13 protein-coding genes are annotated in these 14,930 nt (G+C 58.4%); 6 read left to right on the forward strand and 7 right to left on the reverse strand.

The genetic code is table 11. From position 1 onward, the window contains the following. Complete coding sequence (locus tag AN476_RS12770) at nt 1–1,509, reverse strand: class I adenylate-forming enzyme family protein (RefSeq protein ID WP_054461990.1); 1,509 nt, start codon at nt 1,507–1,509, stop codon at nt 1–3. 64 nt (nt 1,510–1,573) lie between these two features. Here AN476_RS12770 and AN476_RS12775 point away from each other — a divergent pair, with 64 nt between their 5' ends. Next, a complete protein-coding gene (locus tag AN476_RS12775; protein ID WP_054461972.1) occupies nt 1,574–2,197 on the forward strand; it encodes a helix-turn-helix domain-containing protein in 624 nt (207 codons plus the stop codon). Nucleotides 2,198–2,681: 484 nt separating this feature from the next. Here the strand turns inward: AN476_RS12775 and AN476_RS12785 are convergent, their stop codons facing one another. After that, entirely contained in the window at nt 2,682–4,505 is a 1,824-nt protein-coding gene (locus AN476_RS12785; protein WP_054461974.1) for an extracellular solute-binding protein, read from the reverse strand. 381 nt (nt 4,506–4,886) lie between these two features. On the opposite strand from AN476_RS12785, the gene AN476_RS12790 reads away from it, so the two are divergent. Continuing rightward, nucleotides 4,887–5,660 (forward strand): 3-hydroxybutyrate dehydrogenase, encoded by a 774-nt coding sequence (locus AN476_RS12790; RefSeq protein ID WP_054461975.1) that lies wholly within the window; start codon nt 4,887–4,889, stop codon nt 5,658–5,660. Nucleotides 5,661–5,768: 108 nt separating this feature from the next. Here AN476_RS12790 and AN476_RS12795 read toward each other — a convergent pair whose 3' ends face one another. The 4 genes from AN476_RS12795 to AN476_RS12810 form a co-directional block, all read right to left on the reverse strand. Continuing rightward, nucleotides 5,769–6,464 carry a DUF502 domain-containing protein gene (locus tag AN476_RS12795; RefSeq protein ID WP_054461976.1) on the reverse strand — a complete coding sequence of 232 codons (696 nt, stop codon included), beginning with the start codon at nt 6,462–6,464 and terminating at the stop codon, nt 5,769–5,771. Between the two features lie 101 nt (nt 6,465–6,565). Continuing rightward, nucleotides 6,566–7,480, reverse strand: coding sequence for a pseudouridine-5'-phosphate glycosidase (locus AN476_RS12800; RefSeq protein WP_054461977.1), 915 nt, complete (start codon nt 7,478–7,480; stop codon nt 6,566–6,568). Continuing rightward, on the reverse strand, nt 7,477–8,415 hold the full coding sequence (locus AN476_RS12805; RefSeq protein WP_054461978.1) for a PfkB family carbohydrate kinase: 939 nt from the start codon (nt 8,413–8,415) through the stop codon (nt 7,477–7,479). The genes AN476_RS12800 and AN476_RS12805 overlap by 4 nt, the downstream gene beginning before the upstream one ends. Nucleotides 8,416–8,489: 74 nt before the next feature. Beyond that, nucleotides 8,490–9,362: a DUF4198 domain-containing protein gene (locus AN476_RS12810; protein ID WP_371257348.1), complete on the reverse strand. Its 873-nt coding sequence runs from the start codon at nt 9,360–9,362 to the stop codon at nt 8,490–8,492. On the opposite strand from AN476_RS12810, the gene AN476_RS12815 reads away from it, so the two are divergent. Next, complete coding sequence (locus tag AN476_RS12815; RefSeq protein ID WP_253279896.1) at nt 9,337–10,476, forward strand: HupE/UreJ family protein; 1,140 nt, start codon at nt 9,337–9,339, stop codon at nt 10,474–10,476. The two genes, AN476_RS12810 and AN476_RS12815, sit on opposite strands and share 26 nt — an antisense overlap. Nucleotides 10,477–10,578: 102 nt before the next feature. Here AN476_RS12815 and AN476_RS12820 read toward each other — a convergent pair whose 3' ends face one another. After that, nucleotides 10,579–11,211 (reverse strand): thiamine phosphate synthase, encoded by a 633-nt coding sequence (locus tag AN476_RS12820; protein ID WP_054461980.1) that lies wholly within the window; start codon nt 11,209–11,211, stop codon nt 10,579–10,581. Between the two features lie 185 nt (nt 11,212–11,396). Between AN476_RS12820 and AN476_RS12825 the strand changes: the two genes are divergently transcribed. From AN476_RS12825 to AN476_RS12835, 3 genes are all read left to right on the forward strand, one after another. Further along, nucleotides 11,397–12,167, forward strand: a complete 771-nt coding sequence (locus AN476_RS12825; RefSeq protein ID WP_054461981.1) for an RNA methyltransferase — start codon at nt 11,397–11,399, stop codon at nt 12,165–12,167. Between the two features lie 96 nt (nt 12,168–12,263). Beyond that, entirely contained in the window at nt 12,264–13,412 is a 1,149-nt protein-coding gene (gene ctaA / locus AN476_RS12830; protein WP_054461992.1) for a heme A synthase, read from the forward strand. 3 nt (nt 13,413–13,415) lie between these two features. Continuing rightward, nucleotides 13,416–14,885 (forward strand): carboxypeptidase M32, encoded by a 1,470-nt coding sequence (locus AN476_RS12835; protein WP_054461982.1) that lies wholly within the window; start codon nt 13,416–13,418, stop codon nt 14,883–14,885. The last annotated feature ends 45 nt before the right edge of the window (nt 14,886–14,930 follow it).

The raw sequence follows: 14,930 nt of genomic DNA on the forward strand, positions 1-14,930 counted from the left end.
CTATCCTTTGAAATAGGCGGGCAGGGCGCGGCGCAGCAATTTGCCGTTTGCGCCGCTTGGCAGCATGTCGAGATGCACATAGGCACGGGGTTGTTTGTAGCGGGCCAGATGGGCGGCGGCAAAAGCTTCAAGCTCGGCGGCGGTCAGGACCTCTGGGCCGGTGTAAAAAGCGACAATGATATGGCTGTCGGTTTTCACTTCGACGGAAGCCACTCCGACCTGGGTAATGCCAGGATGGGCCGCGAGCTGCGTTTCGACCTCGATCGGTGAGACCCGGAAGCCACCGGCATTCATCATGTCGTCAGCCCGTCCCAGATAGCTGATCTGGCCATCCACTGCCATGGCGCCCTGATCTCCGGTCAAAAACCATCCGTCTTGCATGCGGGCAGCGCTTTCTTCGGCGGCGTTAATATAGCCCAGCATCAAGCCTGGATCGCTTTGGTGAATGGCTATGGTGCCTTCCTGGCCCTGAGGCACGGGGCCATCTGGCCCGAGAATAGCGACCCTGCGCCCTTTTTGCGGCTGCCCCAGGGCCTCGCCACGGGCGGGATGCGCCGGGCTGGAGGAAATGAAGGTGGAACATTCCGACATGCCATATGCTTCAAAAAGCTCTGTTCCGGTCTGGTCTCTCCAGGCCCTGTGCAGATGGGAGGAAAGTTTCTCCCCAGCACAGAGCCCGTGACGCAGGGTGGGCAGGGAAATCGCAGTCTTGACCTTTAGAAGCTTGCGATAAACGCCTGGTGCGGATGCAAAAATTGTTGCCTTATTTTGGCGCAGCAGGGTCGGCAGAACGGCCGGGTCAGTGCCCGGTTCGGGGATCAAGGCGGTGGCGCCGATGGTCCAGGGATCCATCAATCCGGTGCCCAGAGTCAAGGTCCAGTTAAAGGCTCCGGCATGCAACAGGCGGTCGGTCGGTTTGAGATCATACCACCCCTCGATCATCATCTGGCGGGCCCAGATCGCCCGATGGGCATGGGCCACCGCTCGGGGCTTGCCGCTGGTGCCCGAGGTATAGACCGCATAGGCCATCCGGTCCGGATCGCCCATTTCATAGGCGCAGGGCGGCAGCAGATACATGGATTGCAGATCGCTTAGCAAGATCTGGTTATCATGGGGCGCACAGGCCACCTGCGGATCCCGCAGCACCGCCGCAGGGGCCAGATCACCGATCATCTTTGCCGTTTCTTCTTCGGTCAGCTGGGACGAGGTCGGCACCGGCACCAGGCCGGCGGCGATTGCCCCCAGGTAGGCAATGGGGAAATCAACAGTATTGCCAAGGCGCATCAATACAATCTGTCCCGGAACCAGGCCAGCCCGCAGCAATCCGGTACCTGTGCCCCGCACCGCGGCTTCCAGCTGGCCAAAATGCCAGACCTGAGATGTCGCGGCACCAACAACTTCCAGGGCTGGCTTGTCCGGCTGAGCCGCCGCGTGACGCAGAACAAAGGCCGCCAGATTAAAGGGCGAGGGGCAGGGCGCAAAGGCCCCTTGATCAAAGAGAGACAGCATCTGCATTGGCTAACGCGACAAGTGCTACGTTGCAAGCACCCACCGGGCGTCATATAGAGGCCATATGACAGGACAAGACCCAAAATCTCTGATCACCATTGCCCGCGCCAATGGTGAGGAGCGCGAAGCAGAACCTCTGGATCTGGGCGCCCGTGTACGTGAGCTGCGCAAGGCCCGCGACTGGACGCTGGAACATGCCGCCAATCAGGCAGGGTTGGCCCGCTCAACTCTGTCAAAAATCGAAAATGGCCAGATGTCACCGACCTATGAAGCCCTGAAGAAGCTTGCGGTTGGTCTGGAGATTTCGGTGCCGCAGCTGTTCACCCCGCCACAACGGGATCAGGTCAATGGGCGCATGACCGTGACCAAGATGAACGAGGGCTCGGCCCAAGCTACGGCCACCTATGAGCACGAGCTGCTGGCCGAAGGGCTGCGCCGTAAGCAGATGTTGCCCTACCGGGCGCGGGTGCGCGCGCGGTCTATGGATGAGTTCGACGGCTGGGTGCGCCACGACGGTGAAGAGTTCATGTATGTGCTCACCGGTGTAGTGACGTTGTTTACCGAATTCTATGAACCGGTAGAAATGCGTCGCGGCGACAGTGCCTATTATGACGCTGCGATGGGCCATAATGTGGTGTCGACCAGCCAAGAGGATGCAACCATTCTCTGGGTGACCTCACTCAGCTGAGGCTTTGACAGAAACCATACGCAGAGTGTGAAAGCCTCGGACTCCTGTTCCAAGGCCATATTGGTCTGACATTTCGGGTGTTAAAGCTGCCTAAGCCAGATCAGCCTCGAGTTCGGCATGCAGGCTTTCGATAAAGAGAAAGTCTTTCACCTCTTCGCGGGCCTCGCGGAGGGTGAGCTGATGTGTATCTGCAAGGTAGCTCACAAATCCCTCTTGGTCGCGCTCCAGACTTGGGGCTGTTTCGCGCTTCAGATGTGGAAACCGCTGCTTGGCTCGGGGGTAGATAGCCTCCCAGCACAGCGGGGGAGGACAAAGTCGCACTATTGGTTCCCCTCTTGATACAAAGATTACTCGTACGGGGGCATTATACCAAAACTGCGCAAAAAAAGAACGCCAGAGTCACTTTTGGCAGCACAGGCGGCAGGGCGCGGCGCCTTAGATGCCGCGATGTCGCCCGTAAAAGGTTATCGCTAAAGGCTTAATCTCAGGGCTGACTTTGCTGATACCACCAGACATCCGGCATAAAACCTGTCCGGTCCCCATAGATTGGCAGGGTTTCGGGGAACTTCAGTTCGCGCGCATGGGCGATACGCCCTTTGTCAAAAGACCAAAAGGGAATCACATAGCGCCCGGCCGTCAGCACACGGTCCAAAGCCCGGGTAGCGGCCAGAAAATCTTCTGGGGCTTCTACGCTGAGCATCCTGTCGATCATGGCATCAACCGCAGGTGAGGTGACCCCCATCAGGTTGCGACTGCCCTGCTGCCCGGCGCTGGCGGACCCCCAGTAGAGCTTCTGTTCGTTGCCGGGACTAAGCGAAAGCTCACGGCGAATGCGGGTCAGGTCAAAGTCGAAACTGCTTTGACGCTCATAAAATTGCGCATTGTCGACGGGTTCAGGCGTCAGGGTGATCCCTAGCCGCTCCAGCGCCCGGGCATAGATCTCTACCACAGTCTTCATTTCGCTGTCGCCCTGGCGCAGCAGGACGTTGAAAGCCACCGCTTCCCCAGAGGCGTCTCGCAGGGCGCCATCGGTCACCTTCAGGCCGGCCTCTTCCAGCAGCGCCATTGCTTTGCGCAGGTTCTTGCGATTGCGCTTGGTGCCGTCACTTTGCGGTAATTGATAGCCCTCAAGCGTCCCGGGTGCCAGCTCCCCGGCAAAGTCCATCAGGTTTCGCGACACCTGTCCAGTGGCCGGGCCGGGTCGCATTCCGAGGGTGGAATTGGAAAAATAGGAGGTGATGCGAGGCTGGGCGCTGCCGGTGATGGTTTCGTTGATGTATTCAAAGTTGAATGCAAGCAGCAGCGCCTCGCGCACCCGCCAGTCGTCAAGCGGCGCACGGCGGGTGTTGAGGGCAAGCCCCGTCATGCCGGTGGGCCGTTTATGGGGGATCTCGCTTTTTACCACCCTGCCATCGGCTACCGCGGCAAACCCATAGGCACTGGCCCATTTGTCGGCGTTGAATTCACGGTAGCTGCTCAGCTCGCCCGCCTTGAAGGCTTCGAACAAAACGGTTTGGTCGCCAAAGAAATCGATGCGCAGCTCATCAAAATTCTGGGTGCCACGACGAAAGGGCAAATCCTTGCCCCAATAGTTGGGGTTACGCTTTAGGGTAATCTGGCGACCTGCCTCAAAACTGTCGACCACATAGGCTCCGGTTCCAATCGGGGCCTCGGTCAGGCCAGAGGCGGCAAAATCTTTGTCCTGCCATTGTGATTTTTGCAAAATCGGGCGCAGTCCTGCAATCAGAGCGAGTTCTCGGTCCGGGGTGTTGAAACTGATGCGCAGGCTTTGCGGACCGGTCTGGCGGATCTCGGCGATCTTGCTCCAAAAGCCCCGGTAGCGCAGGTGCCCCTTGGTGCCCAGCGTCTGATAGGACCAGATGACGTCTTCGATGGTGACCGGGCTGCCGTCTGAGAACCGCGCCTCGGGTCTGAGGGTGAATTCGACCCAGGATCGGTCCTCAGGCACTTCAACTGATTCGGCCAAGAGCCCGTAAAGAGAGAAGGCTTCGTCCCAGGATCGTCCCATCAGACTTTCATACCCCCAGAATCTCAGCTGCCAGGGCGGGGTGCCTTTTTGAGCAAAAGGATTAAGGGTATCAAAACCGCCAGTGTTCCCTACCACCAGTTTGCCGCCCTTGGGCGCATCGGGGTTTGCGTAGGGTAGTGCCACAAAATCATGTGGTAGAGCGGGGGTTCCATACATAGCTATGCCATGGGATGATTCTGCGACTGCAAGATCGGTGCTGCAAAACAGCAGAATTCCAGAGGTTGCAACTTTGAGTTTTTGGAAAAAATCTGAAGTCACTTTGGCAACAATCCCCTATATCCCTTATTTTCTTGGCTCTATACCTCATGGGCTCAGCAGCGTCATTTAAAACTTTTAGCTTGGATGAACAGGCGGAATTGCTTATAAAGGGGTCACTGCTCGATAGGTTTCTTGCCTGTATGAAACCTGCCTCAATAACTTCACGCCCGCTTCGCGCGGGCGTTTTTTTTGGGCAATAGCCAAAATCCAGCTGATTTTTGGGCAGTTTAGGATTTTAAGGCGTTTTATTGATCTCATTGGATTTTCTGCCGACGGCCCCGACTCCGGGCTATTGGCTACGTAGTCCTACGCGTTTCCTTTGTCGCAGCTGCATGGCAAGAAGGGGGCAGATACTGTCAGGGTTCAAGGAAGGAACAACAGATGACGCTCCAGGGAAAAACCGCTGTGATCACCGGATCAAACTCGGGCATTGGTCTTGGGATTGCGCGCGAATTGGCGCGGGCTGGGGCGGATGTGGTGTTGAACTCTTTTACCAACCGGGAGGAGGATCACGCGCTCGCGGCTCAGATCGCAACCGAGTTTGGCGTGACAGCCCGCTACATCCAGGCTGATATGTCCAAAGGCGAGGCCTGCCGTAGCTTGATCGGGGAGGCTGGGCGTTGTGATATCCTGGTGAACAATGCAGGCATTCAGCACGTCGCCCCCGTGGATGAGTTCCCGGCTGAGACCTGGGATGCCATCCTGGCCATCAACCTCAGCTCGGCCTTTCATACCACGGCTGCGGCGCTGCCGATGATGCGGGCTGCTGGCTGGGGGCGGGTGGTCAATATTGCTTCTGCCCATGGGCTGACAGCCTCGCCGTTCAAATCTGCCTATGTCGCCGCCAAGCATGGGGTTGTCGGCTTGACCAAAACCGTCGCGCTGGAAACCGCAGAAGAGCCCATCACCTGCAACGCCATCTGCCCCGGCTATGTCCTTACCCCGCTGGTTGAGGCGCAGATCCCCGACACCATGGCAAAATATGACATGTCGCGCGAAGAGGTGATCAAGAAGGTGATGCTCGAGCGCCAGCCGTCACGGGAATTTGCCACTGTCGAGCAGTTGGGCGGATCGACAGTCTTTTTCTGTTCCGATGCGGCCGCACAGATTACAGGCACCACATTGAGCGTCGATGGCGGCTGGACGGCACTTTAAGACAGGCCAATAACACCCAGCCCCATCTGTTTAAAACCAAAGGGAAGGCCAGGAGCCTTCCCTTTTTTCTGCTGGGCGATAGAGAATTTCTAGGGCTTTGTTACACGCTCATGCACCCGTTTCATCCTCGGGCGGCGCGCTTGGATCTTTGGAATTTGGATAGACCAGCCCCGCTGAGATCACCAGTTTGGCCGCATCCTCAACACTCATCTCCAGTTCGATCACGTCATCCTGTGGGACAAAGAGCAAGAACCCCGAGGTCGGGTTTGGCGTGGTCGGAAGAAAGACGCTCATCATTGGGCTACTGGTTTTGGCATGGGCCGATACTTCGCCTTTGGCGGTGGTAGAAATAAAGCCAATGGCCCAAATCCCACGGCGTGGGTACTGGATCAGGCAGGCCTTTTCAAAACTGCGTTCGGACTGGGCAAAAACTGTTTCCGAGATCTGTTTGATGCCAGAATAGATGGTGCGCACCACTGGCATGCGCTCCACCAGGTTTTCGCCAAAACCGATCAAAGAGCGGCCAATAATACCCTTGGCGATCCAGCCGATGACCACTGTAAAGAGCAGAAAGAAGATCACCCCAACCCCACGCAGGTTGATGCCGATATACTGCTCTGGCGAGATGGTATGTGGAATCAGAGGCAGGACAACGGAATCGACCCAGCCCACGACGGTCCAGATCAACCATATGGTCAGGCCAACCGGCGCAATGACCACAATTCCGGTGAAAAACGACGAGCGCAGTCGCGCAAACAGGCCAGGGCGGTGGCGAATGGGGTCTTCGTCAAAGGGTGTGGTCATCAGATACTTATCAGGTCAGTGGAACAGGGGCGTCCGTTACGTTAACCAGAACCTAGGTACTGATCACGCAGGGGGCAATGCCCGAGTCGCAGGAAAATCCGTTAGGCAGTAAGCTCAGCCATTTCTTGGGCAATTTTGGCTGCGAGCCGCGCATTATTGCGCACCAAGGCGATATTTGCGGCCAGCGAACGCCCCTCGGTCAGCTCAAAGATGCGTTGCAGCAGAAAGGGCGTAACCGCCTTGCCGGAAATCCCCTGTGCATCGGCTTCGCTCTGGGCCTGGGCAATCACCGGAGCCAGGGTCTCCGCCGGGATTTCCGCATCACCTGGAATTGGGTTGGCAATCAATTGGCCACCGGGCAGACCCATGGCTGTGCGGGTGACCTGGGCACGGGCGATCTCTGCCGCACTGTCCATTCGCAAAGGCGCCATCAGTTCCGACTGGGCCGACCAAAAGGCCGGGAAACTGTCCTGACCGTAAGCGATGACCGGAACCCCTTGGGTTTCAAGGATTTCCAGGGTTTTAGGAATGTCCAGAATCGCCTTGGCGCCAGCCGCAACAACCGTCACCGGGGTCTGGGCCAACTCCAGCAGATCGGCTGAGATATCGAAGCTGGTTTCAGCGCCTTTGTGCACGCCGCCAATTCCGCCGGTGGCAAAGACGGAAATCCCGGCCAACTGTGCCGCGATCATGGTGGCCGCGACTGTGGTGGCACCTGTCTTGCCCATTGCGATACAGGCGGGCATATCGGCGCGCGAGACCTTAGCGACCTCCTTGGCCTGACCAAGCGCCTGTAACGTCTCGGCCTCCAGCCCCACATGCAGAACACCGTTGATCACTGCAATGGTGGCCGGGGTTGCGCCGGCGTCGCGGATCTCTTGCTCCACCTGGGCTGCCACTTCAACATTTTGTGGGTAGGGCATGCCATGGGTGATAATGGTGCTTTCCAGCGCCACCAGCGGTTTGCCAGCGGCTTTGGCTGCACGGGCTTCAGCGGAATAGTGAATTTCGATCACAGTGGAGATTCTCCTGAAACATAGGTGGCTGCGGCCTGCAATGCGGTGGCCAGAGCCTTGTGTCTGTCTTCGCCGCGCGCCTCGGCGGCGATATGAGCGGCCATAAAGGTATCCCCGGCACCGGTCACGCGGGCGACGGTCACCCGTGGGGGCTTTTGAGTGATGACCCTGTCCAATTCGCCATGGCTGTTTGCTTCGCTGGCCGAAGCACCACCATCGGTCACAAGAACCCGAGCAGCGCCGCGCGCGATCAGCGCCAGAGCGGCGGTTTCGCTGTCGGTGAAGGTGGTCTGACACAACAGACCGGCCTCTTCGAGGTTCACATAAAGCGTGCCACGGGTGGAGGTGAGAAAGGGGCGCAGCCGCTCTGCCTTGCCGGGTGAGGCTGGGGCAACCCGCAAATCAGCTCTGGCAAATGCGGGCTCGGTTGCGATTTCAGCCAAGAGCGACAGGGTCAGATTTCCATCCAACGCAATGGCGCCCTCATAGGGGGCATGCCCTGATCCCAAGGTGCCATCCATCAGCGGGCGCAGGATCTTGTCGCCGGCGGCCTCCAGGGAATGAGCATCCGCAATCGCGGCGATGAGCCCATTGCCACCTTCAACAGCCATATAGCGGTCGGTCGGCAGATCTTCGGATCGGTAGACATGTGTGGTGCCGCAGCCCAGTTGGCTACAGGCTTTTATCAGCTCCTCGCCTTCGGGATCGCGGCCAACTGCGCTCAGCAGATCAGGTTTGAGACCAAAGCGCGCCAGGGTCATCGCGATATTCATGGCGACGCCGCCGGGCAGGCGGGTAATACGTCCCGGCATATCGGAACCGCGCCGCATCTCGGCGGGGCTGCGGCCAATGATGTCCCAAAGAACGGAGCCGATGCACAGCACCTGAGGCGTGGCATCATGGGAAGAAGAGGGGGTGGCAGTATGCTGTGTCATGACAACTCTATTGCGCCTTTTGTCGCATCCCGCAAGCGACAAGCGAAAAATCTGCCAGGGCTGAAGCTTGGAGGCTAGGGAATGGCAAAAACCAAGGAGGCCCAGAGGGTTTCCCATAGGACCGCTGCCTCGGTTTCTGTGGTGGGCACAAACGGGCGCAGTACAACGGAATTGAGCAGATAGCGCTGCCCGCTTTGCACTGGGATTTGAACAACCCCACTGTCATCCGTTTTGAAAATCTGGCGTTGGACCGCGTCCTCTGGCCCGCGCGCAAACAGCTCCACTTGGGTCTGGGGGCGCGCCACCCCCTGATACAACAGCTGAAATTGCAAAACTGCAGCCGTCTCCCCGGCAGAAAGGTGGAGTTCATAGGGGTTTTGCAAAGCGACAAACTCGGTCTCCAGACCAAAAGCCCGATCAGACCCGATCCCAGAACCAACCGCGATCAGCGATTTTGTGTGGCGCGTGTAATATTCTCCGAACCCCGCATTTGGGCCTGCGCGCCCTCGGGACCAAGAGTCTACATCCAACAGGCCTTTGGTCTGGGCAAAGGAGGAAAATGCGTCCCAGGTTTCATAGGTGATCAGATCAGGCGTGGTTTCATGGAGCAGGATCAGAAGACCGGGTTCTAGCGCTTCCAATACCAAGGCGGGCATATCGCCCATGCGTCCCCTGTAGGGGAGGGGAACGTCCCGCTGACTGATGTCAAACCGGCGAATACGGTGGTCGAGATAGGGCAGGCGGGCGCCTTTGAACATTTCCCCGTTTCTGAGCCCTGCTTTGAGCGAGCCTCCGGTTTCTACTTGATATTTTTCTGGCTCAACCCAAAACTCATGAGCAAGAGCTGGCCGAATGGATGCCAGATTGGCAGCCAAGCAGAGAATTGGCAGGACAATGGGGCGGAACAAGGATTTGAGCATTTTGAGGACTTTGCAAATTGATGCCATCAGGGTGGGTATCCTCGCTGTCCTGTCAAGCCTTCTCCTTTGCCTACCGATTGTGGGGCGCGCCCATGAGGTAACGCCGACCATAGCTGATTTTGACAGCAGTGATGGTCAGGTCAATCTGGTGTTGAGGCTCAACGTCGAAGCCTTTGTGGCCGGGATCGATCTGGATGGCCGCAGCGACACAGACGAGAGCGATCGCTCCGATGACTACGATTTGCTTCGCAACATGTCCCAGCAGGAGTTGGAACCCATGGTGCGCCTCTTTGCGGAGGACTGGGTGCCAGAAATACGACTTGAGGCCGGTGGTCCGGTGTCTTTGCAGTTGGAGGAGGTTTCGATCCCTGATGTCGGAGATGCCAGCTTGCCGCGCAGCACCCAACTGGCGTTTTCCGGGAGCCTCCCCAGTTCGGCGCTTTATCTTAATCTGACCTGGCCCAAAGGCTCTGGCGCGCTGGTGCTGCGCCAGAATGGCGTGCCCGAGCCCTACACCGGTTATCTCCTGGGCGGCCTGCGCTCGCCTTCCATTGCGCTCAAAGGCGGCGCTGTGCAAAGCCCCTGGGAGATCTTTCAGGCCTATGTGCCCGTCGGCTTTGATCATATTCTGCCCAAGGGGCTGGATCATATCCTGTTTGTTCTAGGGTTGTTTTTTCTCAGTACCCGTATGGGGCCGCTGCTGTGGCAAGTGACCACCTTTACCCTGGCCCATAGTATAACACTGGCGCTTGGTGCTTTAGGGCTGGTCAGCGTTAATCCTGCCGTAGTCGAGCCGCTGATTGCCGCTTCGATTGTCTTTGTCGCTGTCGAAAACATCTTTGCGCGTCGCCTGCACCTTTGGCGCCCCTTGGTCATCTTTGCCTTCGGGCTGTTGCACGGGCTGGGTTTTGCCTCGGTTCTGGGGGAATTCGGCCTGCCGCAGGATCACGTCATCCCGGCCCTGTTGGGCTTTAATGTCGGGGTGGAACTGGGCCAGTTGACCGTCATCACCATTGCCTTTGGGCTGTTGGGCTATTGGTTCGGAAAACACCCCAAATACAGGGGGCGGGTGGCCATTCCTGCCTCGGTCACCATCGCATTGATCGGCAGCTACTGGTTTTATGAGCGCGTGTTCCTATAAACGCGGCCAGGGCTGCATCTGGGAGGCAGGCAAAGGAAAAGACGCAGGGAAAAATCTGCGTCTTTTGTCTGTCTTTACAATATCTTGTGGCTTGGTGGCAGATCAGCGCATTGCCGCCATCAAACGTTTTAAGGTGGCTGCGGGATCATCCGTGTTCCAGATTTCTTCGCCCAGACCAAAGAAATCGGTATAGGGCGAGACCGTACGGATCAGATTTTCGGTCAGGCCACCCTCGGCCACAACCGGGACTTCGATCATCTGTGACCACCAGTCAAACAGCTCGGTCTCGGCGACTGCGCCATCGCCCAGCCCCGAGGTTCCAACAGGACCAAAGCTGACATAATCTGCTCCAGCTTCTCCGGCGCTGATGCCATCATGGCGTGAGGCTCCACAGAAGCTGCCGACAATTGCATCAGGACCCAGGGATTTGCGGGCGGTGCGAACGGATTTGGACGCGTCATTCAGATGCACGCCGTCCAAGCCCAAACGCTCGGCCAGGATCTGGTGGTCGCTGATCACGATGGCCACGTCACGGGCATGGCAGACCTCGCGAAGGGCGTCGCCCGCACGGCTGAGAGTGTCTTCATCCCGGCTGGCCATATTGAGCCGCAGGCAGGCAATTTCGGCGCTGTCCAGAACCTGTGCCAGCATGTCAGGAAAGCGACCCAGTTCAAAACTAGGTGGGGAGATCAGGTAGATCTGCGGGGCTTCCGGGGCTTCTGAGGCGTTGTCCATGCAGGTCACTCCTGTTCTCTTTGACGTTTGGGTTTTAGCGGTTTTATGGCAGAGCGCAAGGTTTTGGCTGTGCGCGCAGCATATTTCGCCCCGGCGCGCCCATCAGACCCAGCCCAGCCGGGTCATTTGGGTTGCTCATCGGCCTTGTGGCGACTACAGCAAGGCGGTCTTTAGCGGAGAAGAAAATGCCCAGCCCTACGCCTCAGCCTGCCTTTGTCCTGGTCCGCCCGCAGATGGGGGAAAACATCGGGGCGGCGGCCCGTGCCATGTGGAATTTTGGCCTGGATCGCATGCGCATTGTTGCGCCACGGGATGGCTGGCCCAACCCAAAGGCTGTCGCCATGGCTTCCGGCGCCGGGCGTCTGCTGGATGAGGCCCAGCTGTCCGAGGACCTGCCTGCAGCACTAGAGGATTGCTCCTTTGTCTTTGCAACAACGGCACGCCCGCGTGAATTGGTCAAACCGGTGTTTAGCCCTGAAGCGGCGATGAAACTGGCGGCCGAAAAGGTCAAATCAGGGGAAAAAGTGGCGGTGCTCTTTGGCCCTGAACGCGCTGGGCTGGAAAACGATGATATCGCCCGCGCTAATGCGATAATCTCGGTGCCGGTGAACCCTGAATTTGCCTCGCTGAACCTGGGGCAATGTGTGTTGTTGACCGCCTATGAGTGGCAGCGCCAGACACAGGAGGTCGAGCAACAGGTCACTCCGCTGGGCAAGACCGACTGGGCAACAAACAGCGATGTCGAGGCTCTGGTTGGTCATTATGAACAACGCCTGGATGAGGCAGGTTTCTTTTTTCCAGAGACCAAGGCTGCGGGCATGAAGGTGGTGTTTCGAAATATGTTCAGCCGACTGCCGCTGACACGGGCAGATGTGCAGATGTTGCATGGTGTCATGCGGCAGATGGTGCGCTGGCGGAACAAGGAACGCACGGCCCAGGATGAGAGCGAAAGCTGACCAGAAAAGTGACTTCTCTGCCTCTGATCAGCGCGCATGCTCTGGACCTTCGCGGCAAGCCTGCCTAGCTTGGCCACAGTTCTAAAAGAGGCAAGCATGAGCAAGCGCAGCATTTTTGAAGAGGTCTCGGGCGATAAATCCGACACCGCCCCGGCCGTTGCGCCGGGTATGATTGATCGCGGCCGAGGCGGCGCACGCGGGGCCATTCGGGCCTGGCTGATGCTGCTCTTTGCCCTGGTGGTTGCGATGATTGTGGTAGGTGGTTTGACGCGGCTCACGGATTCGGGGCTGTCGATCACGGAATGGCGCCCTGTCACCGGAGCAGTCCCGCCGTTGTCAGAGGGGGAATGGCAGGCCGAATTCGACAAATACAAGCAGATTGATCAGTGGCGCATTGAAAACCAGTGGATGGAACTGGCTGATTTCAAAACCATCTATTGGTGGGAATGGGGCCATCGCCAACTGGGCCGGGTGATTGGCTTGATTTGGGCCATCGGGTTCCTGGGCTTCCTTGTGACCAAAAAAATCCCTACGGGTTGGGCCGGGCGTCTGGCCTTGCCGGGTGTCTTGGGAGGTGTCCAGGGCGCAATCGGCTGGTGGATGGTTTCCTCGGGCGTGACCCAGGGCGAGGGCATGACTGCCGTCGCCTCCTATCGGCTGGCGACCCATCTGGGACTGGCCTTTGTAATCCTGGGCTTCATTGCCTGGTATGTGTTTCTGCTGGGGCGCAGCGAGCGGGATCTGATGCAGGCGCGTCGCGCCAAGGAAACCAAGCTCTTTGGGCTGTCCACAGGATTGCTCCATTTTGCCTTTTTGCAAATCCTGCTGGGCGCTCTGGTGGCGGGAATTGATGCCGGACGTTCCTATACCGATTGGCCCTTGATGGGGGGGCAATTGATCCCGCCAAATCCGCTGATGTTTGAACCTATCTGGAAGAACTTCTTTGAAAATCCGGGCCTTGTTCAGTTCATTCACCGGGTCTGCGGCTATCTGCTGTTTGCCTTTGGCGTGGTTGTCTTTCTCAAAGGACGGGCGTCAGCGCATCCGCTCACCCGCAGCGCCTTCACACTCACCTTTGCGGTTTTGTGCCTGCAGATCCTGCTCGGCGTGATCACCGTAATCTATGGCGCTCCCTGGCATGCCGCGATCACCCATCAGCTGGTTGCTGTGGCGCTTTGGGTGGCGATCCTGCGGGCGCGCTATCTCGCGGCCTATCCCATTTCCACTTCGATCAAGGACCATTGATTCATGAGCATTTTTGACACTTTGATGGCCTATGAGCGCGATACGCAGGCGCTAGGCCAGATCGCTGGTCGCCTGGGCTGGGACCAGGAAACCATGATGCCACGCGGCGCGGCGCCGCAGCGTGGTGAAGAAATGGCCGCCATCGAGGCGGTGCTGCACGCGCGGCGCTCCTCACCCCAAGTGGCCGAGTGGCTGGCGCAGGCTGAGGCCCCGGATGAGGTGGCTGCGGCGCAGCTGCGCGAGATCAAGCGCAGCCATGATCGCAGCGTCAAGGTGCCTTCGGATTTGGCGCGCCGGCTTGCCCGTGTCACCTCAGAAGCGCAGGGAAAATGGGCCGCGGCCCGGGCGGATGAAGACGTGGCCGCCTTTTTGCCGGTGCTGCAAGAGGTGGTTGCCCTGAAGCGAGAAGAGGGCCAGGCCCTCGCTGCCGGCGGCGACGTTTATGACGCTATGGTCGAGGATTATGAGCACGGCACCAGCGCCGCAGAGATTGCAGCAACTTTTGACGCGATGCGTCCGGGTTTGGTGGATCTGCGGGCGCGGGTGCTGGAAAAGCCAGCCCCCAAGGCCCTGCAGGGCAGTTTTGACGAGGCCGCCCAGATGAAGCTGACGCGCAAGCTGGCCAAGGCCTTTGGCTATGACATGGGCCATGGTCGGGTGGACAAGGCCGTGCATCCGTTTAGTTCAGGCAGCGGGCTGGATGTGCGTATCACCACTAGAACCAGCGCCCATGATCCGTTTAACTGCTTCTATTCCACCATTCACGAGGTTGGTCACGCCGCCTATGAACAGGGTATCAGCCGTGACTATCTGCTGACGCCACTGGGACGTGGAGTGTCGATGGGCGTGCATGAGAGCCAAAGCCGGATCTATGAAAACCAGATCGGGCGCGGTGCCGCCTTTACCAGTTGGCTGTTCGGCGAAATGCGCGACGTCTTTGGTGATTTTGGCATCAACACCGCGGATGAATTCTACAAGGCGGTGAACACCGTTCACAAAGGCTATATCCGCACCGAAGCCGATGAGCTGCAGTATAACCTGCATATCATGTTGCGCTTTGATCTTGAGCGCGCCTTGATGGCGGGGGATCTGGACGTTGGCGATCTGGAGGCGGCCTGGAACGACCGGTTTGAGGCAGATTTTGGCTACAGCGTCGATAAGCCCTCAAACGGCTGCTTGCAGGATGTACATTGGTCGGTTGGCTTGTTTGGTTATTTCCCGACCTATTCTTTGGGCAATGTCTATGCCGGATGCCTGAACCAGAAAATGCGCGCGGATCTGCCGGAATTGGATGCAGAGCTGACCACTGGCAACACCAGTTCTGCCACCACCTGGCTACGCCAGAACCTGCAGCAGCACGGTGGTTTGCGCAGCCCGGTAGACACCATCGAGAGAGCTGCCGGCGCCGCACCCAGCCCGGCGCCTCTGATGCAGTATCTCGAAGAAAAATTCACCCGCCTCTATGATTTATAGGCGGGGGGGCCCCCGACAAAAAAAAAGCCGGGCATTTTCCTGGGC

The organism is Phaeobacter sp. 11ANDIMAR09, from assembly GCF_001294455.1.
Taxonomy (GTDB): Bacteria; Pseudomonadota; Alphaproteobacteria; order Rhodobacterales; family Rhodobacteraceae; genus Pseudophaeobacter.